General features: G+C 77.6%; 17 protein-coding genes. 8 read left to right on the forward strand and 9 right to left on the reverse strand.

Annotated elements, in window-relative coordinates; genetic code table 11:
- The first annotated feature begins 27 nt into the window (after window positions 1-27).
- Complete coding sequence (locus CLV92_RS17740; RefSeq protein ID WP_104434949.1) at window positions 28-366, forward strand: hypothetical protein; 339 nt, start codon at window positions 28-30, stop codon at window positions 364-366.
- Between the two features lie 16 nt (window positions 367-382).
- Here the strand turns inward: CLV92_RS17740 and CLV92_RS21635 are convergent, their stop codons facing one another.
- Window positions 383-1,072 carry an SIMPL domain-containing protein gene (locus CLV92_RS21635; RefSeq protein WP_158257316.1) on the reverse strand — a complete coding sequence of 230 codons (690 nt, stop codon included), beginning with the start codon at window positions 1,070-1,072 and terminating at the stop codon, window positions 383-385.
- Between the two features lie 266 nt (window positions 1,073-1,338).
- On the opposite strand from CLV92_RS21635, the gene CLV92_RS17750 reads away from it, so the two are divergent.
- The 6 genes from CLV92_RS17750 to CLV92_RS17775 all read left to right on the forward strand — a co-directional run bounded on the left by CLV92_RS17750 (window position 1,339) and on the right by CLV92_RS17775 (window position 7,656).
- Entirely contained in the window at window positions 1,339-2,244 is a 906-nt protein-coding gene (locus CLV92_RS17750; RefSeq protein ID WP_146099628.1) for an LGFP repeat-containing protein, read from the forward strand.
- Window positions 2,245-2,333: 89 nt separating this feature from the next.
- Window positions 2,334-3,206 (forward strand): LLM class flavin-dependent oxidoreductase, encoded by an 873-nt coding sequence (locus tag CLV92_RS17755; RefSeq protein WP_104434955.1) that lies wholly within the window; start codon window positions 2,334-2,336, stop codon window positions 3,204-3,206.
- Window positions 3,207-3,323: 117 nt separating this feature from the next.
- Window positions 3,324-3,914, forward strand: a complete 591-nt coding sequence (locus CLV92_RS17760; protein WP_104435029.1) for a SigE family RNA polymerase sigma factor — start codon at window positions 3,324-3,326, stop codon at window positions 3,912-3,914.
- Window positions 3,911-4,975, forward strand: a complete 1,065-nt coding sequence (locus CLV92_RS17765) for a hypothetical protein (protein ID WP_104434957.1) — start codon at window positions 3,911-3,913, stop codon at window positions 4,973-4,975. The genes CLV92_RS17760 and CLV92_RS17765 overlap by 4 nt, the downstream gene beginning before the upstream one ends.
- A 152-nt stretch (window positions 4,976-5,127) precedes the next feature.
- Complete coding sequence (locus CLV92_RS17770) at window positions 5,128-6,405, forward strand: glycoside hydrolase family 15 protein (RefSeq protein WP_146099629.1); 1,278 nt, start codon at window positions 5,128-5,130, stop codon at window positions 6,403-6,405.
- A gap of 72 nt (window positions 6,406-6,477) precedes the next feature.
- Complete coding sequence (locus CLV92_RS17775; RefSeq protein WP_104434961.1) at window positions 6,478-7,656, forward strand: endonuclease/exonuclease/phosphatase family protein; 1,179 nt, start codon at window positions 6,478-6,480, stop codon at window positions 7,654-7,656.
- On the opposite strand, the gene CLV92_RS21640 is transcribed toward CLV92_RS17775, so the two are convergent.
- The 5 genes from CLV92_RS21640 to CLV92_RS17795 form a co-directional block, all read right to left on the reverse strand.
- Window positions 7,622-7,759: a phosphatase domain-containing protein gene (locus CLV92_RS21640; RefSeq protein WP_158257317.1), complete on the reverse strand. Its 138-nt coding sequence runs from the start codon at window positions 7,757-7,759 to the stop codon at window positions 7,622-7,624. The genes CLV92_RS17775 and CLV92_RS21640 overlap by 35 nt on opposite strands.
- 123 nt (window positions 7,760-7,882) lie before the next feature.
- Window positions 7,883-8,689, reverse strand: a complete 807-nt coding sequence (locus tag CLV92_RS17780) for a GNAT family N-acetyltransferase (protein ID WP_104434963.1) — start codon at window positions 8,687-8,689, stop codon at window positions 7,883-7,885.
- A gap of 77 nt (window positions 8,690-8,766) precedes the next feature.
- The gene (locus CLV92_RS17785) at window positions 8,767-9,528 is read right to left on the reverse strand and encodes an alpha/beta hydrolase family protein (RefSeq protein ID WP_104434965.1); all 762 of its coding nucleotides are present in this window, start codon (window positions 9,526-9,528) and stop codon (window positions 8,767-8,769) included.
- Window positions 9,529-9,619: 91 nt separating this feature from the next.
- Window positions 9,620-12,061 (reverse strand): DUF4132 domain-containing protein, encoded by a 2,442-nt coding sequence (locus CLV92_RS17790; protein WP_211291247.1) that lies wholly within the window; start codon window positions 12,059-12,061, stop codon window positions 9,620-9,622.
- A gap of 82 nt (window positions 12,062-12,143) precedes the next feature.
- The gene (locus CLV92_RS17795; RefSeq protein ID WP_104434967.1) at window positions 12,144-13,436 is read right to left on the reverse strand and encodes an arginine deiminase; all 1,293 of its coding nucleotides are present in this window, start codon (window positions 13,434-13,436) and stop codon (window positions 12,144-12,146) included.
- Between the two features lie 293 nt (window positions 13,437-13,729).
- Here CLV92_RS17795 and CLV92_RS17800 point away from each other — a divergent pair, with 293 nt between their 5' ends.
- On the forward strand, window positions 13,730-15,148 hold the full coding sequence (locus tag CLV92_RS17800) for an acyltransferase family protein (protein WP_104434969.1): 1,419 nt from the start codon (window positions 13,730-13,732) through the stop codon (window positions 15,146-15,148).
- A gap of 32 nt (window positions 15,149-15,180) precedes the next feature.
- On the opposite strand, the gene chrA is transcribed toward CLV92_RS17800, so the two are convergent.
- Genes chrA through CLV92_RS17815 form a run of 3 tightly spaced genes read right to left on the reverse strand, consistent with a single transcriptional unit; the run spans window position 15,181 to window position 18,954 of the window.
- The gene (gene chrA, locus CLV92_RS17805; RefSeq protein WP_104435033.1) at window positions 15,181-16,575 is read right to left on the reverse strand and encodes a chromate efflux transporter; all 1,395 of its coding nucleotides are present in this window, start codon (window positions 16,573-16,575) and stop codon (window positions 15,181-15,183) included.
- A complete protein-coding gene (locus tag CLV92_RS17810; RefSeq protein WP_146099630.1) occupies window positions 16,568-18,181 on the reverse strand; it encodes an MptA/MptB family glycosyltransferase in 1,614 nt (537 codons plus the stop codon). Before CLV92_RS17810 ends, chrA begins: the two co-directional genes overlap by 8 nt.
- Window positions 18,178-18,954 (reverse strand): glycosyltransferase, encoded by a 777-nt coding sequence (locus CLV92_RS17815; protein WP_104434973.1) that lies wholly within the window; start codon window positions 18,952-18,954, stop codon window positions 18,178-18,180. Before CLV92_RS17815 ends, CLV92_RS17810 begins: the two co-directional genes overlap by 4 nt.

Here is an 18,954-nt window from a genome sequence, read left to right on the forward strand (position 1 = left end):
GGGGCGCTGCGGCGGGACACTGCGTCCGTGACCGGGAACCCCGTGACCCCGGACGGCCGCTACCTCGTGGTGCGCGGGCGCCTGTGGCGGTGCGCGAACCCCGCCCTCCCCCCGGCGGAGCGGGACGCCCTCGTGCACGAGCTGATGGCCGCGCGACGGGCGAAGGGCGCCGCGATGCGCGCCGGGGACGCTGCGGGGCGGGAGACCGCGAGGGCGCGGGTGGACGCCGCCAAGCACGCGCTCGGCGAGCGGGGACCCGTGTGGTGGACCGACGGCGCCGCCGACCTGAACCGCCACCTGGTGCGGAACTCGCCCTACGCGCACTGGTACGAGCAGTGGCTCGCGGGCGGGGAGCCGGCGGGGTGAGGGCCGGGCGGGACGCTCAGGGCGCCTCGGTGAGCTCGAGCAGCAGCGCGTCGAGGTCGGGCACGGTCATCCGGAACCGCGCGCGCACCGAACCGCTCACGCGCTGCCGGATCGGGCGGAGGTCGAGTTCGGCCAGCGGGCCGTGCGCCGCGGCCTGGGCGCTCAGGGCGGCGGGGAACGACTCCTCGGCGGCCCACGTGCGGCCGTCGGTGGCGTCGGAGAGGTCGACGAGCTCGGTGAGGGTGCAGCCCAGCGCCGCGGCGTACTCCTCGGCGCGGCGCAGGGCGTCGTGGACGGCCGCGGCCCGGGCGCGGCGCTGGACGGGGCCGGCGGGCCGCAGGCGCCAGGACGGCCCGGAGAAGCTGAGCTCGCGGACGTCGCCGAGGACGGTCAGCACGTCGGGGAGGAGCGCGAACTCGCCGACCTCCACGGACAGCTGCGCGGTCGCGTCGAACCACGGCGGCCGGCGGCCCGGGCGGTCCTCGTAGCGGGGGTGCACCCCGACGCCACCCGTCTCCACGTCGACGCCGTCGCCCAGCCCGACGAGGGCGCTCCAGGTGCGCTTGTGCAGGTCGGCGACGTCGCGCAGGACGTCGGCGCGGTCCCGGCCCGTGGCGGTGAGGGTCACGGCGAAGACGGCGAGCTCGGGCTCGGCCTCCACCGTCGCCTCACCCTGCACCGTGACCGTCGGGCCGTGGCCTGGCACGGGCACCTCCACTCGTTCGGGCCGACGCGCTGCACCTGCCCTCCGATCCTGGCACCGCGGCGGGGGTTCCGTCCCGCCGGAGCGCGACCGCCCCTCCCCCGAACGGCCCAGCGACGGCCACGGGAACCCGGGACCGCGGTCACGGGGCGTGCGCCGGGCGGGTGCTCCGGTCACCGGATGGGAGCAACCGGGGCATCCGGCTCCGGCGGCCCGGAGCCCGGCGGCATCATCCTCGGAGCGCACGTCCGCCACCGAGGGAGTTCCGCATGGGCCGCAAGGGCCGTCTCGCCGTCTGGGTCTCCGCCGGCTGCGCCGTGCTCGCCGCCGCGGCCAGCCCCGTCGGCGCGTCCGCCACCTCGGCACCGGTCGTCCCCGGCGGCACCCGGGTGGCCGCGCCCGCCCCCGCTGCGGCGCCGCAGGAGGGCGCCGCCGTGCAGCGCGGTGCCCGCCGGGCCGCGCCCACCGGGGAGCGGGTGGAGGCACGGCCCGCCTCCGGGTCCGCGGAGTACAGCTACGACGGGCAGACCTTCACGGTGCGGGGCGCCATCCTCGAGCGCTACCTCGCCGAGGGCGCCGAGCACGGGGCGCTCGGCCGGCCGGTCACCAGCGAGGTCGTCCTGCCGGGAGGCGCGTTCACGCACTTCCAGAACGGGTCCGTCTACTGGTCACCCACCGGCGGTGCGCGGGTCGTCAGGGGCTCCGTCCGCGACCTGTGGGAGGCCCACGGGTGGGAGACGTCCTTCCTCGACTACCCGGTCTCCGAGGAGGGTCCCGCCGGCGGCGGTGCGGTGCAGCGGTTCCGGGGCGGCGACGTGTACTGGAGCCCCGCGACGGGCCCGCAGTTCCTGCGCGGCGCGATCCTCCAGCGCTACCTCGCCGCCGGCGCCGAGACCGGGCCCCTCGGGTTCCCCGTCACCAGCGAGGTCGGCCTGCGCGCCGGGGCGTTCACCTCCTTCCAGAACGGCGCCGTCTACTGGTCCCCGCGCTCCGGGGCCCACGTCGTGCAGGGCCGCATCCTCGGCGCCTGGGCCGGGCTGGGCTGGGAGAGCAGCGGGTTCGGCTACCCGACGTCCGGCGAGCGCCCCGTCGCGGGCGGCGTCGTGCAGGACTTCGAGGGTGGGCAGATCACCCACCTGCACGACGGGGACGTCGTCCGGCTGCACCACCGCTGACCGGCCCGGCGGCGGGGCCGTCCGCCGCCCGCGGTTCACCCGGGTCTGCTAGGAGTGGGCGCCCAGCCCGCGACCGGAGGAGACCGACGATGACGACCCTGGGCGCCGTGTTCCTGCCCCAGCTCCCGCCGGAGCGGCTGCGCGCCGTGGCCGGGGCCGCCGACGCGGCCGGGCTGGAGGAGCTGTGGCTGTGGGAGGACTGCTTCCTGGAGAGCGGCATCGCCCCGGCCGCCGCCGCCCTGGCGTGGACGGAGCGGCTGTCCGTGGGCATCGGCCTGCTGCCCGTCCCGCTGCGCAACGTCGCGCTGACCGCGATGGAGCTGGCGACGCTGCACCGGATGTTCCCCGGCCGCCTCCACGCAGGCCTCGGCCACGGGGTGCAGGACTGGATGGGGCAGGTGGGCGCCCGAGTGGAGTCCCCGCTGACGCTGCTGCGCGAGCACGTCACCGCCCTGCGCTCCCTGCTGTCCGGGGAGGAGACCAGCACCTCCGGCCGCTACGTCCACCTGGACCGGGTGCGGCTCGGCTGGCCGCCGGCCTCCGCGCCCGCCCTCCACGTCGGCGGGCAGGGGCCGCGCACGCTGCGGCTGTGCGGGGAGGTCGGCGACGGCACCCTCCTCACCTCCGAGCTGGGCCCCGAGGGGATCCGGCGGGCCTGCGCGCTGGTCGAGGAGGGCCGCCGCGCCGCGGGAGCCACCGGCGCGCACCGGATCACCGTGCAGCTGCTGACCGCCACCGGCCCCGGCGCCGCCGAGCGGCTGGCGGGGTCGATGCGCTCCTGGGGCATCGACCCCGCCTCCGGCGCGGGGATCGCCGGGGACGCGGAGGCCGTCGCCGACGCGGTGCGGGCGTGCACCGGGGCCGGTGCCGACGCGGTCGTGCTGCAGCCCACCGCCGACGACCCGGACCCGGCGGGCTTCGTGCGCTTCGCCGCCGAGGAGGTCCGCCCGCTGCTGGGCTGACCCCGCTCCTGGAGCGGGCCACGGGAGCAGGCCACAGGAACGGGCCACGGGAACGGGCTCGGGGAGTCCACGCAGGTGGGAACCTCCTGGTGTGCCCAGGTGCCTTCAGGGGGTGTGATGCTGCACTTCCGCCCCCGCTCCCGGCCCGAGGAACCCGACCAGGGGCCACCGGGCTTCGCCGACTTCGCCACCGCCCGCTACCCGGCGCTGGTCCGCCTCGGCACCCTGCTCAGCGGGGACGCCCACCACGGCGAGGACCTGGCCCAGATGGGGCTCGTCGCGGTGCTGCGCGCCTGGCCGCGACTGCACCCCGCCGGCGACCCGGAGGCGTACGCGCGGGTGGCGATGACGCGGCTGGCCGCGCGGGCGGGCCGGCGGCGCTGGCGGGGGGAGGTCCCCACCGCGACCCTGCCGGACACCTCCCCCGCGGCGCGCCCGGACGCCGACGCGGCCCTGGACGCCCAGCGGCTGCTCGCTGCCCTCCCCGCGCCCCAGCGCCTCGTGCTGGTGCTGCGCTTCTGGCTGGACCTGAGCGAGGCGGACACCGCCGAGGCCCTGGGCTGCTCCGTGGGCACGGTGAAGTCCCGCACCTCCCGGGCGCTGGGGCGGCTGCGCACAGACGCCACCGCGGGCGACGGGAACCCCGTCGCGACCGCCCCCACCCGTCGCGACGCCGGGATCCTCCCCGGGAGCGGAGCCGCACGATGAACCCCACCACGGATCCCACCACGGACCCCGCGAAGGACTCCGTCCGGGAACTCCTCGAGACCGCCGCGCGCGCCGCCCCGCGCGAGCACGACCCCGTCGCGGTGGTGCTGCGCCGCCACCGCCGCGACCGCCACCGCACCGCGGCCGTCGCCGCCGCCGGGGCCCTGGCCGCGGCGTGCGCGGTGGGCATCGCCGTCGTGGCCCTGCCCGGGCCCGGGGCGGCGCCGCCGCTCACCCCCGGGGCGACGCAGGCACCGCCGGCGTCGCAGCAGCCCCCCGCACCGGAGTGGACGCCGCCGCCGCTGCGGGTCAGCGAGCGGGGCCTCAACGGCGTGGAGGTCACCGCGCCCGGGTACGGCGCCGCCAGCAGCGACGTCGCCGAGCAGTGCCCCGTGCCCGGGACGGTGACCGTCTCGACGGCCCCCGCCTCCCGGACGTGGTGCGAGAGCGGCCCGGGCGCCGTGGTCCAGCCGATCAGCCGCCGCGACTGGCAGACCGGCTACCCGGCGAGCCCGGGCCTGCAGCTCGTCGACGGCGTCCCCGCCTTCGTGAGCACCTTCACCGGCGAGGTGGGAGGGCAGTGGATCGTCCTGCCCACCCGCGGGGTGCAGGTGCTCGTCACCGGCGACGAGGAGGAGCAGGCGCACCTGCTGGACAGCCTGCGCATCGCCGCGGACCCCGGCGAGCGGAGCGCACCGGCCCGCGCCAGCCGCGCTGACCTCGCCCTCGCCACACTCACCCCCGTCTCCGGGGACGGGGGCGGGCAGTCGCAGGACCCGGAGCTGCTGCGGCAGCTCGCCGCGGTCGTCGACGCCGCACCCGCCGCGGACGGGGACGCCGCCTGCCTGCCCGCGCCGGGCGACTTCGCGCAGGTCGACCTGCAGACCACCCCGGACGCCGACCCCCGCACGGGCCCCGTGGACGAGTACACCTACCTCGCCCTCGACCTCACCGGCGCCTGCGACGTCGTCTTCTCCAGCACCGGCGCCGTGCTGCAGCCGGACCGGACGCTGCTCGGCCCGCTGCTGGAGCGGCTGCGGGAGAGCGAGGACTGGATCTGACCCGGGCCGGCCCGAACTGACCCGGGCTGCCCCGGAGTACGGCGTTCGGTCGCCACCGGGTCCGCGGCGGTGGTAGGCACGGGGGCGGAGGGGTTGCGCCCCTCCGTGCAGGCGAGGACCGGCGCAGCGCCGGCAGCAGGAAGGGGACGGCCGTGCGACGACGCACGTTGCTCGGGGCGATGTCCGGCGGGGTGCTGCTGGGCGCCGCGGGACTCACGGGTGCGGTGCTGCCGCGGCGGCTCGGGACCGGTCCGCTGCCCGGCCTGCTCACCGACGCGAGCTGGCGGGTCACCGAGGACGCCGCGGACGCCGGTCCCCGCGCGGAGGCCCGCTGGCTGGCCGCGGGGCGGATCCCCGGGGAGGGCACCCGCTGGGAGGACATGGTCCGCTGGGCCCTCGTCGACCTGCGGCAGCTGCTGCAGCCCAGCGGTGCCGGCGGGCTGCTCCCCCGCACGTTCCTCGCCGGCCCCGACACGAAGTGGCGCTACTCGTGGCCGCGGGACTGCGCCTTCGCCGCGGTGGCGCTGTCCCGCACCGGCCACCGGCAGGAGGCGCTGACGATCCTGGAGTTCCTCGCCACGGTGCAGCGCCCCGACGGCGGGTTCGAGGCGCGCTACCTCCCCGACGGCAGCACCCCCGACGCCCGCGAGCCGCAGTCCGACGGGGCCGGCTGGGCGCTGTGGGCGCTGGCGGAGGTGCTGGCCGACGCGGGCGGCGGGACGCAGGCGCTGCGGGAGCTGCGGGCCGGGCCGCTGGGCACGCCGATGCGGCCGCTGCTGGATCGCGCCACCGGCTCCGCCCTCGCCCTCACCGGTCACGGGCGGCGGCTGCCACCGGTGTCGTCGGACTACTGGGAGCGGCAGGAGTGGCGCCTCACCCTCGGGACGGTGGCCCCGCTGCTGGCCGGGCTGCGCGCCGCGGCCCGCACGCACCGCCTGCTGGGCGCGCGGCGCACCGCGGCGGAGGTCGCGGCCGCCGCGGACCGCCTGGAGCACGCCGTGCACGCCGCCTTCGCGGACGGCGGGTACCAGCGCTACGCGAGTTCGGGCGGGCGCGACGCCGCGGTGTGCTTCCTGATGCCGCCGTTCACCGTGAGCGCCCGCGAGGAGGTCGTGCGGGCCTGGCGCGGCTACCAGCGCGAGGCGATCCGTCCCGCCGGTGGTCTCGCCCCCGGGGCCGGGTGGAGGCAGGACGGGATCTCCTGGACGCCGGAGGTCGCGCTGGTCGCCTACGCCGCGGCGGCCTCGGGCGACGGGGAGACAGCACGGCGCTGGCTGGAGTGGCTGGACGCCCACCGCGTCGAGTGGGGCAGCCTGCCGGAGAAGGTGCTGCCCGACGGGTCCCCGGCGGGCCCGGCGCCGCTGGGGTGGACGGCTGCGACGGTGGTGCTCACGGTGAACCTGCTGGAGCGCGGGCGCGGAAGGGCCTGAGGTCCTCCCGACCGCGCGGCCGCCCCGTCCAGTCCCCCGAGCACTGCCGTCCCGACGGCGGGAGGATGGAGCGTGGACAGCTACCGGATCGCGACGTTCAACGTGGAGAACCTGCTGCACCCGGGCGCGTTCTTCCACGGCCGCGGGGACTCCGCGCCGTACCCGGAGGAACTGTTCGCCGACAAGGTCCGCTGGATCGGCTCGCTGCTCGACGAGGGCCGGGTCGACCTCGTCGGCTTCCAGGAGGTGTTCAGCTTCACCGCCCTGCAACGGGCCGTGGCCGCCGGCACCCACCTGCGCGGGGCGTCGGTCCACGCCCCCGGCATCGAGCAGGGCGAGAACCTCACCGTGCGGGAGGACGGGGCGGTGGAGGCGGAGGGCCCGAACGTCGCGCTCGCCACCCGGTTCCCGGTGCTGTCCTGCGAGGCGGTCGGCGACTTCCCCACCGGGATGCACGTCCCCGTGCACCTGGTGCGGGCCGGGGACGACGACAGCGAGGCCGCCACCCGGTTCCGGCGGCCGGTGCTGCGCGCCCGGGTCCTGCTGCCCGGCGACGTGCCGGCCACGGTGTTCGTGGCGCACCTGAAGTCCAAGCGCCCGAAGTTCGTCTCCGACGAGGACCCCGCCGACCCGCTCGCACAGGCCACCGGCCGCGTCCGCTCGCTGGTGGTGCGGGCGGTGGAGGCGCTCGCGCTGCGGGCGATGGTGGTGTCGGTGCTCGACGGTCCCGACGGCGAGCGCGGGGAACCGGTGATCCTGCTCGGCGACCTCAACGACGACCTGCCCGCGGTCTCCACGCAGGTGGTGGCCGGTGAGGAACCCCGCCGGTACCTGTCGGCGGAGCGGAAGCTGGCCACCCGGGACACCCAGCTCTACAGCGTCCACGACATCCAGTCCACGCGCAGCTTCCGCGACGTGGGGTTCACCCACATCCACGAGGGCCGCTACGAACTGCTCGACCACATCTTCGTCAGCCAGGAGTTCCTCGCCCAGTTTCCGGACCGGGTCGGGGAGGTGGTCAGCACCCGGGTGTTCAACGACCACCTGCAGGACGAGCGGTGGACCGCGGCGCGGGCGCGCGGGGCGGTGCTCGTCGACGGGGAGCCGCGCTGGCTGCCGTCGGCGCGCTCCGACCACGGGATGCCCGTCACGGAGATCGTCGTACCCGGATCCGCCGGACCGGAACCCGCTGGGCGGCAGGACGCCGGGGCTGCGGTCAGAACTTCCCCGGCGCCACCTGGAACACCGTGAGCCCGATGGCGCGCCAGGCGTCCACGACGCTCTGGCGGTCGTCGAACACGGCGAGGACGTCGCACCCGGGCTCGATGTGCTTGCGGTAGAGCTGCACCTTCACGACGTGGTCGGGACGGCGGGCAGCCGGCTCCCTCCCGCAGGGTCGCACCCCCGGCCGCGAACCGCACCGGCCGGCAGGGTTCGCCCGGCCTCGCGGGACATCACCGCGAGCCGGCGGCGGCCCTCAGCCCTGCGGCGACCACACGTAGGGCGTCGTCGTGGTGAGGGCGACCATCCCGAACCCCTCCAGCAGCGGGCGGCTCTCGTCGGAGGCGTCCACCTGCAGCCAGCGGACGCCGCGGGTGGCCGCGAGCCGGGCCCGCACCGCGACGAGCGAGCGGTAGAGCCCCCGGCGCCGCCACGCGGGCAGGGTGGACCCGCCGCACAGCCCGGCGAACCCCGTGGCCGGCATCTCCACCAGCCACGCCGCGGAGACCACCTCGGGCTCGTCCCCGCCGAGGGTCTCGGCGACGAACACCGACACCCGGGAGGGCTCGACGGCGCAGTGGGCGGTGAGTTCCCGGGCGAGCCAGCCCCAGTCCTCCCCCCACACCGCCGTCTCCATCGCGGCGATCCGCTCCATGTCCGCCGGGTCGCGGACCTGCCGCACCCCCACCCCCTCGGGCAGCTCCACCGGGAGCGCCGCCAGTTCCTCGACGAGCCCGACCATGACGGTCTCCTGCGCCTCGGGACGGAAACCCGCGCGCTGCAGGCGCTCCGGCAGGTCGGCGGGGCGGTCGTGGCCGCGCAGCTTCCACTCCACGGCCTCCCCGCGCGCAGCGAACGCGTCGCGCTGGCGGGCGATGAACTCGTCGGCCTCCGCCCCGTCCCTGCGCAGGTCCGGCGGCGTGCAGAGGTAGCCGCGGTGCCCGGAGAAGACGCGCAGCACCGGGTCGTCCACCTCGAACCGGGTCCCCGGCGGGAAGGTCTCCACCTCGGCGGGGCGGTAGAGGGCGTCGTAGGCGGCGAGGAGCTCGGCGGTGTCGGGCACGCGGGCAGGGTAGCCGCGCAGGGCCGGCGCGGCAGGAGGAACGCACCCCCTCCCGCCCGGGCCGCGGGGTGGCGCCGCTAACCCTCCCGGAGGTACTGGTCCGCCCACGCGCTGATGATCCGGGCGGCCCGCCGCGCCTGCCCCGGCGCGAGGAGGAGGTGGTCGGAACCCTCCAGCGCCACGAAGCTGCGCGGATGGCGCGCGGCCCTGAAGATCTCGCTGGCGTTGTCGATGCTCACGGTGGTGTCCGTCGGGGAGTGCATCACCAGCAGCGGCATCCCGAGTTCCCCGATCCGGTGCCGCAGGTCGGCGCGGCGGACGTCCTCGACGAACGACCGCTTCAGCGTGAGCGCCCGCCCGCCCACCATCCACTCGGCGTGCCCGTCGGCCATCACCCGGTCCAGCAGCGCGTCGTAGTGCTGCTCCACGTGCCGGGGTTCCGAGGGCGCCCCGATGCTGGCCACCGCCCGCAGGCCGGGAACGTCGCCCGCTGCCGCGATGACGGCCGCACCGCCGAAGGAGTGCCCCACCAGGAGTTCGACCGGGCTGCCGCGCTCCGCCATGAACTCCGTGGCCCGGACGGTGTCGGCGACCTTGTGCGTGAACGAGCCGTCGCCCCAGTCGCCCTCGGAGTCGCCGAGGCCGAGGTTGTCGAAGCGGAGCATCCCGATGCCCTCGGCGGCCAGGCCCTTGCAGATCCGCGCCGCGGCCGGGGAGTCCTTCCCGAGGGTGAACCCGTGGGCGAACACGCCCCAGCCGCGCACCTCCCCCTCGGGCAGGTCGAGCAGCCCCGCGAGCCGCGGGCCCGCCGTGCTGCCGAACGAGACGCGCTCTGCCATGGAGTCCCCCTGTCACCGCCGGAAACAGCCGGTCAACCCTCTCACGGCGGGGCGCCGGTCGCCGGGTGGGCGGCGGGGTGCCCGTCCCGCCTCAGGCCCTCGCGCCCCCGCGGATCTGGGAGGTGATGCCCGGGTCGGTGATGCGGGTGTCGTCCGCCAGCAGCAGGGCCTTGGACAGGACGATCCCGAGGATGCCGTCCCCCTCGAACGGCAGGAACACCTCCCCCGGGGCCGCGGCCGACGCGGCCGGGACGATGCACAGGTACTCGTCGCCAGGGCTCATGAGGACGTTGCCCGACCCGAGGTGGATCCGGTACGTGCGCAGGTCACCGCGCACGACGAGGAACCTCTCCTCCAGCGTGCAGCGCTGCGCCACGGCCAGTCGCGGCACCAGGCGCGCCAGCAGTTCCCGCCGCGTGGCCGCCGTCGCCGACAGCTCCCCGAAGGAGTACGACCGCCAGTAGTCGCGGTAGCGCCCCTCCGGCCCGCCGTCGGACCACGCGGGGTCGTTGCCGATGCTGGCCACGCCCACGAACAGGTCCACGTCCCGCATCACCTCGCTGAGCACCAGCGGCGGCACGTCCTCCAGCGGGACGGGACCGAACGGGCGCGCACCCTCGTCCGCCCGGCCGTCGCCCCCGGGGGCCTCGCCACCGCGCGGCGCCCCGCACGGGAGGAACCGGACCCGGTCGGTCGCCAGCCGCAGGAAGGCGCCCGAGTCGGCGGTGTCCGTGCCCCGGTGCTCCCCGACCCCGTCGACCCAGAACTCCGCGCGCAGCCCCCAGCCGGGCAGCTCCCGCACCGGCGGGGGCACCTCCAGGCCCGCCACGATCCGCAGCTGGTCCCGCCACCCCCGCGCGCCGGCGAGGGCGTGGAACTGGTGCTGGCGCAGCACGTGTGCCGCGAAGCGGTTGGAGTACGTGCCCGTGGCGCGCTCGGCGTCGGTGAGCAGATACACCTCCCTGTGGGCCTGCTTGAACGGCTGCACCACCTCGTGGCGCAGCAGCCGCTCCCGCCAGGCCGCGACCTCGGCCACCTCCCGCCCGATCGGGTGCCACAGCTCCACCCGGGCGTCGGCGGCCGGTTCCACGACCTCGTCCCCGACCGTGCGCAGCGCGCCGTCGGCCCAGGCGCAGGGCGTTCCGGCCACCACCCAGATCAGGCGCCGCCCCAGCGTGCCGACCAGCGGGTGGTCCAGGTAGCGCTCCCGCCACGCGGCGAACGCCCAGGTGCGCCGGGCGAGGAACTGCCGGTCGAGGCGCTCCGCCTGGGCGGTGAGCACCGCCGCGGCGTGCTTGGCGTCGGCCCTGAGTTCCGCGAGCTCCTCGGCGTGCTCGCGCCGGACGGCGGCGGGAACCGACCTCACCGCCCTGCCCGCCGCGTCGCGCCAGGTCAGCGCGACCTTCGTACCGCTGACCGTGAACTCCGCGGTGGCGCTCCCGAGGACCTGCTCGCGGCGGCCCACCGCCGTCAGCCCGCAGGCGGGGACGGCGAGTTCCTCCACCTCCTCCCGCGTGAGGCCGAGGGCGTCCGCCCGTCGCTGCACGGCGGCCTCCAGCTGCCGGGCGACGGGCCCGTGGGTGGTGCGGAGCGCCAGGCGCGCGAGTTCCGCCAGCGGCGCGTCCCCCTCCATCCGGTCCAGCGCGAAGACCCCGGCGCCGGCGACCTTCGCGCTGCGCGGCCCGACCCCCGGCACCTTGCGCAGCGACGCGCCCACCACGGCGCCGACCGCCCGGGCGGTGGCGGTGGACGGGTCCGCGGGCAGGCCGGACAGCATCCACAGCAGCCCCCGCAGGACCGTGACGTTGTGGGGCTCGACGGGCCTGCCCCCGTCGTCCCCGGGCGCCCACCCCCCGCCGGCCGGCGCGAGCCAGCGCAGGAGCGTGGCGCGGAACCGCTCGGCTCCCACGACGGCGACCAGCGCGGCGGCCCCCCGGTCCCACTTCTGCGACGGCTTCGCCGCCGTCGCGGTCGACGCGTGGACGAGCAGGTCCCACCAGTCGCGCCCCAGCCGGGGAAGATCGGCGATCACCTCGTCGGTCCACGCCTCACCGGGGCTGAGGGACACGGAGCCCCGGTCGGCGCGCCCACCGGACGACGGGGCGTCGAACGGGTCCGGCAGCGGCGTGGTCATGCGGGCGAGGGTGGTGAAGTGCGCCGGCACGTCCCCGCCGCAGCGCCGCACGAGCCGCAGCAGCGAGGCGAGCTCGAACCCCCGCCAGCGCGACCAGACGTCCAGCACCTGCCCGCGCAGGCCCAGCGCGGCGCCCGTCCCGACCGCGCCGGGCAGGTCGCGGGTCAGCGCCTCCAGCAGCCAGCCCAGCCGTAGCGCGTCGGGGCCCTCCAGGGAGAGGAGCTGCTCCACCAGGCTGCGGCGCACCTCCACCGGGAGGGCCGCGATCCCCACCGCGTCCCGCGCGGGCGCACCCCGCAACCCCGCCAGGTGCACCGCGAGCAGGCGGGGCTCCCCGTCCCCCAGCGGCCCCGTCAGCGTCCCCGACCCGTAGCGGGCCACCACGTCGACACCGCTCACCATCACCACACCTCCGAGGCTAGGAGCCGCCGCGGGCTCCTCCCGCCCGCTCCGGCGCTCCCTCACCCGTCCGGCAGCCGCCTCAGGCGTCGCGCGCGATGGGGCACGTCATGCAGTGCCCGCCGCCGCGGCCCTTGCCCACCTCGAAGCCCTCGATCTCCACGACCTCGACCCCCGCCCTGCGCAGCGCCGCGTTCGTGGCCGTGTTGCGGTGGTAGGCCACCACCACGCCGGGCTCCACGCACACCACGTTGTTCGCGTCGTGCCACTGCTCCCGGTCCTGCTGGGGGCGGTCACCGCCGGTGGGCACCACCCGCAGGTCCCGGCGCGCCAGCCCCAGCCCCTCCGCGACCGCCGTGAGGACGTCCGTCTCCTCCTCCACGGACACCTGCCCCGGCCGGGCACCCGGCCGCAGCACGAACGCCCGCGCCTCGTCCACCACCGGCGGGTAGACGGTCACCGCGTCGCGGTCCACGAACGTCAGGACCGTGTCGAGGTGCATGAACGCCCGCTCGCTGCGCAGCGCCACGGCCACCACCCGCTCCGCGGCGCCGTCGGCGAGCAGCCGGCCCGCCAGCCGCTCCACCATCTGCGGGGTCGAGCGCTCGCTCATGCCCAGCAGCACCACGCCGCCGCCGACGGGCATGACGTCGCCGCCCTCCACCGACGCCCCGCCGAACTCGGCGGGGTCGAACTCCCCGTCGGCGTCGAGGTGGGGGTACCAGAAGGGGAACCCCACGTCCCGGAAGCGGGGGTGGAACCGGTAGACCGCCGACACGTTGACGACCTCCGGCACGCGCGCCCGCGACGACATCGTCCCCAGGCACACCCCGCCGTAGACCCACGCGGAGGAGTCCCGGGTGAAGAGGGAGTTGGGCAGTGGCGGCAGGACGAAACCCTCCGGGCCGGCGGTCGCGGCCGTGAGGGACCCGCGCGCCAGGTCGAGGCCGACGCTGCGCTCCGCGAGCTCCGCCCACGTCAGCCCGCCGATCAGGTGCGTCGCGAGGTCCTTGGCGCCCAGCGCGTCGAGCGCCGCGCGCACCGGCTCGGCCGCCCCCGGTCCCACCGCGTCCCCCGTGACCGTCCGCTGCAGCACCCAGTCGCGGGCCTCGGGCGCCTCCAGCGCCTCGGCCAGGAGTTCGTGCAGGTGCAGGACCTCCACGTCCCGCGCCCGCAGCTCCGCGACGAACTGGTCGTGCTCGTCGCGCGCCCGGTCCACCCAGAGCACGTCGTCGAACAGCAGCTCCTCGCGGTTGTTCGGGGTCAGCCGCTCCAGGCTCAGGTCCGGGCGGTGCACGAGCACCGTGCGCAACCTGCCCACCTCCGAGTGGACCCCCGGCCGCGCACCCCCGAGGCGTTCCGCTCCCCGCTCCATCTGGCGTCCTCCCACCTACCGCGGGCCACCGGGGCCGGCGCCCGTCCCCGCATCCTGCCGGGGCGGGGAGCGCGTCGCCCGGTGGGGCCGCGGCCCGCGGGGGGTGCACGCACGGTGAGGGCGCCCCCGCCGCCGACCCCGGACGGCGCAGCGCGACCCGCGCGGCGACCACGGACCGCACGCGAAAGGGGGACAGTTTCCACCACGTGGAGCAACGCGGCCCGTGCTCTCGGTGATCCCCCGCGCGGCGAGAACCTACCGTCGCCGTGCGGTGCGGACCGAGGGAGGAACCGTTGAGGATCGAACGTCACGACCTGACGAGCACGGGAGCGGGCACCCACCGGGGCGCCGGCTCCCCCACGCCGTCCCGCCGGGTTCCGGCCCCGCGCGCCGCCACCGTCCTGCCCGCTCCGCGCGGGGGCATGCCGCGCCCGGGGCACAGCGCCCCCGCCCACCGGGCCGCACGGCAGGGCGCGCAGCCGCACCGGCGCCCGCCCCACCTCGCGGAGGCGTTCGACCCCCGCGACAACGCGATCGGCGTCCTGCGCCTCGCCCTCGTCGCCGTCGTCGCCGTCGCCCACGGGGTCCAGATCGCCGCCGGCCGCGCGCCCGTCATCGGCTCGGCCGGCGTCGGCGAGCTCGCGGTGGACGCCCTGTTCGTCCTCAGCGGCTTCCTCGCCGCCCGCAGCTACCTGCGGCTGGGGTCGCTGCGCCGCTTCGCCTGGCACCGCTTCCTCCGGATCGTGCCGGGGTTCTGGGCCTGCCTGCTGCTGACGGCCCTCGTCGTCGCGCCCCTGGTGGCGCTGCTGAGCGGGCGGCCGCTGCTGCCGCTGCTCACCGGCCCCGACTCCGCCGCGTCCTACCTGGGCGCCAACGCCCTGCTCTCGATCCAGCAGCCCGGGATCGCCGGCCTGCCCGCCGCAGGGCACGAGCCCGGCGTCCTCACCGGCCCCCTCACGACCCTCGCCGCCGGCGCGCTCTGCTGCGCGCTCCTCGCCGCCCTGGGCGCCCTCGGCCTGCTGCGCCGGCGCATCCGGCTGGTGGCTGGGCTGACGGGCGGCCTCTGGGTGCTCACCGCGCTGGCGGCGGCAGGCTTCCCCCTCCTCGCCTCCGGCGCCGCCCTGCGCCTCCCCCTCGTCTTCCTGCTCGGCGCGCTCGCCTGGCTCCTGGCCCGCCACATCCCCGTCAGCGGAGTCCTCGCCGCCGCGTGCGTCGCCGCGCTCAGCGCCGGGACGCACCTGCTGCCGGACTACCGCGCCCTGGCCGCACCGGCCCTCGCCTACCTGCTGCTGTGGCTGGCCGTGCGGCTGCCGCTGCGGTCCTCGCCGTCCTGGGACGCCTCCTACGGGCTGTACCTCTACCACTGGCCCGTGCAGCAGGTGCTCGTCCTCCTCGGCGCCACCAGCCTGACCCTGCCCGGGTTCCTCGCCTTCAGCCTCGGCGTCGCCCTGCTCCTGGCCGGTGCCTCGTGGGCCCTCGTCGAGCGCCCCGCCCTGGCCGGAAGGGGCGCGGCGTGGGTGGAGTTCCACCTCCCCGGCACCGCCCGCCCGCAGCCGCAGCCGCACATCCGCCGCCAGGAGCCGGCGGCGGCACCTGCGCGCCGCGCCCGGCCGCCGCGCCGCACCGGGGAGAGCGCCCGCACCCGCCTGGCCCGCGCGCGCAGCGGCGAGTACGTCGGCCGCCACGCCGCACCGCAGCCCCCGGACGCCTGACGCAGCCCGCCCGGCACCCCGGGCGGGCACCCTCAGGGCAGCAGCAGCGTCGCGAGCCCCAGCAGGGCGCACACCCCCAGCGTGCGCAGCACCGACCAGCGCAGGGCGAAGACCATCCCCGCCGCGGCCACCGCGATCGCCAGCGACGGCCAGCGCAGCGAACCCGGCACCGGCAGCTCCACCCGCAGCGGACCCCACGACGCGGTGGTCGTCGCCGCGAACAGCGTGTGCAGCGCGAAGTACACCGCCAGGTTCGCGATCACCCCCACCACCGCCGCCGTGATGCCCGTCAGCGCGGCCGACAGGGTCCGGTTGCCGCGCAGGCGCTCGACGTGGGGCGCCCCGAGGAAGATGAACACGAAGCACGGCACGAACGTCACCCATGTCGTCAGCAGCGCGCCCAGCACCCCCGCCGCCCACGGGTCCAGCCCGCCGGGGTCGCGGTAGGCGCCGAGGAACGCCACGAACTGCACCACCATGATCAGCGGCCCGGGGGTGCTCTCCGCCAGCGCCAGGCCGCGCACCATCTCCCCCGGCGCGAGCCACCCGTAGGTCTCCACCGCCCGCTGCGCGACGTGCGCCAGGACCGCGTACGCACCGCCGAACGTGACCAGCGCGGTGCCGGAGAAGAACAGCCCCTGCTGGGTGAAGACGCTGCCGGTGCCCGTCCACGCCGTCACCGCCGCCAGCGGCAGCCCCCACACCGCCAGCCCCACCGCCAGCACCGTCGCCGCCCGCCGTGCGGAGGGGCGCTCGGCGTGCAGGGCGTCGTCGGCGATCACCGGGGGCGGGCCGTCCGCCGCGCCGCCGTGCCCGCCGCCGCCCGCCACCGCGCGGGGCAGCCACCGGCCCAGGGCCCAGCCCACCGCCGCTGCCAGCGCCACCACCAGCGGGAACGGCGCGCCGAGGACGGTCAGGGCGGCGAAGGCGGCGACCGCGACCAGCAGCAGGGCGCGGTGCGCCAGGGCGCGCCGCGCGACGCGGACCACGGCCTGCACGACGACCGCCACCACCGCCGGCGCCAGCCCCGCGAACACCGCGGCCACGACCGCGGTGTCCCCCGCCGCCACGTACAGCGCCGACAGCGCCAGCAGCGCCACCACCCCCGGCAGGACGAACAGGGTCCCGGCGACCAGCCCACCGCGGGTGCCGTTGAGCAGCCACCCCGTGTAGACCGCGAGCTGCTGCGCCTCCGGGCCCGGCAGGAGCATGCAGTAGTTCAGGGCGTGCAGGAACCGCTGCTGGCCGATCCAGCGCTTCTCCTCCACGAGGGTGCGCTGCATGACGGCGATCTGCCCCGCCGGGCCGCCGAACGTCTGCAGGGAGATGGCGAACCACGTCCGCACGGCCTCCCCGAAGGGCACCAGGTCGCGCCGCTGCCGCTGCGCGGCCACCACCGGGTCCTCCACCACCGGGTCCTCAGCCACCGAGGGCCTCCCGCGGAGCCGCGGCACGCGGGGACCGGCGCATCAGCAGCGCCCCCACCACCGCCGCCGCCAGCACCGCCGCCGCCGCCCACGGCCCCACCTCCCGGCGGAAGCCCAGCGTCAGCGCCTCCACGGCCGGGCTCATCCCCTCCACCAGCCCCGGCACGTACGCCAGCGCCAGCACCCCCGCCCGCAGCACCAGCAGCCGGTCCAGCCACGACGGGGCCAGCAGCACCAGCGGCCCCCACAGCAGCACGTCGTACCAGGGCAGCACGTACGGCCCCGCCAGCAGGTAGACCAGCCCCAGGGCCACCGCCGCCGGGGCCGCCACCGCCGGCACCCCGGAACCCGCGCCGAGGCCCGGCCGCGCCCCCCGGGCGGCACCCCCGCCCAGCAGCGCCGGCCACCACACCGCCAGCAGCACCGCACCCAGCAGCAGCACCCCGTGCAGGAGCAGCTCACGCGGGTACCCGGCCTCCACCAGCGGCCGCCACAGCGTCGCCAGCGACACGTAGCGCCCCGCCTGCCGAGTCTGGTCGTAGACGTGGGAGCCGGCCCACACGTGCGCGGGCACCAGCACCAGCAGCGCCCCGGCCAGACCGCGCAGGACGTGCCGGGCCCCGAAGCCGAGCCCCGCAGGCGGGGTCCGGGGCGACGGCCCGGCCGCGGACGGGGACGAACGGCCGGGCGACACCGGCGCGCCACCCGCCGAACGTCCCCGCGACAGCGCCGACGAGCGCCACCACGCCCACAGCAGGCCCGCGCCCACCGCCCCGTACGGCAGCTTCATCCCCACCGCCGCACCCAGCAGCAGCCCCGCCAGCAGCGGCCGCGCCCGCGCCAGCAGCAGGCAGCCCAGCGCCGCCGCCCCCGCCACCACGTCCAGGTGCGCACCCGCCACCCCCACCCCCAGCAGCAGCGGGTTCAGCGTCCACAGCACCCCCGCCCGGGCCCGCGCCGCCGGCCGGCCCCGCAACGCCACGTGCAGCCCCGCGGCCGCCGCGAACCACGCCCCCGCGACCACCAGCTGCCAGCACCACACGGAGCGCACCACCGACTCCTGGCCCAGCAGCGAGATCCCCGCGAGCAGCGCCGTCGCCACCGGCCCGTACACCGAGACCGTGTCCTCCCACGGCGCGCGCACCGCCGAGACCACCGGGTCCAGGCCCCCCGCAGCCGTGCGGAAGTCCTCCGGAGCCACCACGTACGGGTCCGCGCCCAACGCGGCGATGCGCCCGTAGGCCGCGTAGCTCAAGTGGTCCGCCGACCCCACCGGCGGCACCAGGACCAGCACCGCCGCGGCCCCCGCCCCCAGCAGGAGGACCCGGCGCGGGTCCGGCCGCCACCCCCGCGCCACCGCCGACAGCAGCAGCCACGCCCCGGCCGTCGCCGCGACCACCGCCACGGCCAGCACCGAGGACACCAGCTCCGACGGCACCGGCTCCGGCCCGCCCAGGCTCAGCGGCGGCCACCCCGGCCCCAGCCCCGGCACCGCCGCGGACGGGCCCAGCACCGCCACCACCACCCACGCCAGCAGCGCCAGCGCGGTGCACGCCCCGCCGCCGGCCGCCCAGCGCGCCCAGGGCCGAGCGGGCGCTGCCGTCACGGCCTCGCCGCGCGCCGGCCCCACCGGCGTGCCGCCAGGGCCAGCGCCACGTCCCGGTACTGCCGCCCCCGGTGCAGCTGGGCGCGCCAGTCCCGCCCCGTCACCCGGTGGTGCAGCTCGCACGGCACCTCCACCACCCGGTGGCCGGCGCGCAGCAGGTCGATCGTCAGGGCCGTCTCCACCCCCCAGCCGCGCGCCAGCGGCCGGGCCGCCTCGAACGCCCGCCGCGTCAGGCAGCGCATCCCGGACAGCGGCTGCTGCGGTGACCAGCCCACCGCGGCGAGGGTGCCCTTGCGCGCGAGGTTCACGACGAGACCGCGACCGCCGCCCGCCGTGGCCTGCCGCGGCAGGACGGCGATCGTCATGTCCGCCTCGCCCGCCAGCACCGGCCCCAGCAGCGGCGCGGTCTGCGCGGCGGTCGCCCCGAGGTCGGCGTCGACGAAGAGCAGCGCCCGGGGGGCGGCCACCGGTTCGGCGCCCTCGCGCTCGGCGACGGCCCGCGCGCCGGTCTCCATCGCCGCCGCCTTGCCGCGGTTGCGGGGGTGGCGCACCACGAGCGCCCCGGCGTCGCGGGCGACCGCGGCGGTGGCGTCGCGGGAGCCGTCGTCCACGACGACGACGAGGTCGACGCCCTCGAGGGTGGCGGCCGCGGCGACGGTCGCGGCGATCCGCTCCGCCTCGTCCTTGGCGGGGATGACCACCGCGCAGCGGCCCGGGAGGGCGGCCGCCGCGGGAACGGGCTGGGCGTCGGGCTGGGCGTCCGGTGGGAGCAC

Source organism: Kineococcus xinjiangensis, assembly GCF_002934625.1.
In the GTDB taxonomy this organism is placed as follows: domain Bacteria; phylum Actinomycetota; class Actinomycetes; order Actinomycetales; family Kineococcaceae; genus Kineococcus_A; species Kineococcus_A xinjiangensis.

Excerpts from the sequence above, each read along its gene's own strand:
- CLV92_RS17755 (WP_104434955.1), top strand. The coding sequence starts at position 2,334 with ATGACGACCCTGGGCGCCGTGTTCCTGCCCCAGCTCCCGCCGGAGCGG.
- CLV92_RS17785 (WP_104434965.1), bottom strand. The coding sequence starts at position 9,528 with ATGGCAGAGCGCGTCTCGTTCGGCAGCACGGCGGGCCCGCGGCTCGCG.
- CLV92_RS17750 (WP_146099628.1), top strand. The coding sequence starts at position 1,339 with ATGGGCCGCAAGGGCCGTCTCGCCGTCTGGGTCTCCGCCGGCTGCGCC.
- CLV92_RS17760 (WP_104435029.1), top strand. The coding sequence starts at position 3,324 with ATGCTGCACTTCCGCCCCCGCTCCCGGCCCGAGGAACCCGACCAGGGG.
- CLV92_RS17765 (WP_104434957.1), top strand. The coding sequence starts at position 3,911 with ATGAACCCCACCACGGATCCCACCACGGACCCCGCGAAGGACTCCGTC.
- CLV92_RS17795 (WP_104434967.1), bottom strand. The coding sequence starts at position 13,436 with ATGGAGCGGGGAGCGGAACGCCTCGGGGGTGCGCGGCCGGGGGTCCAC.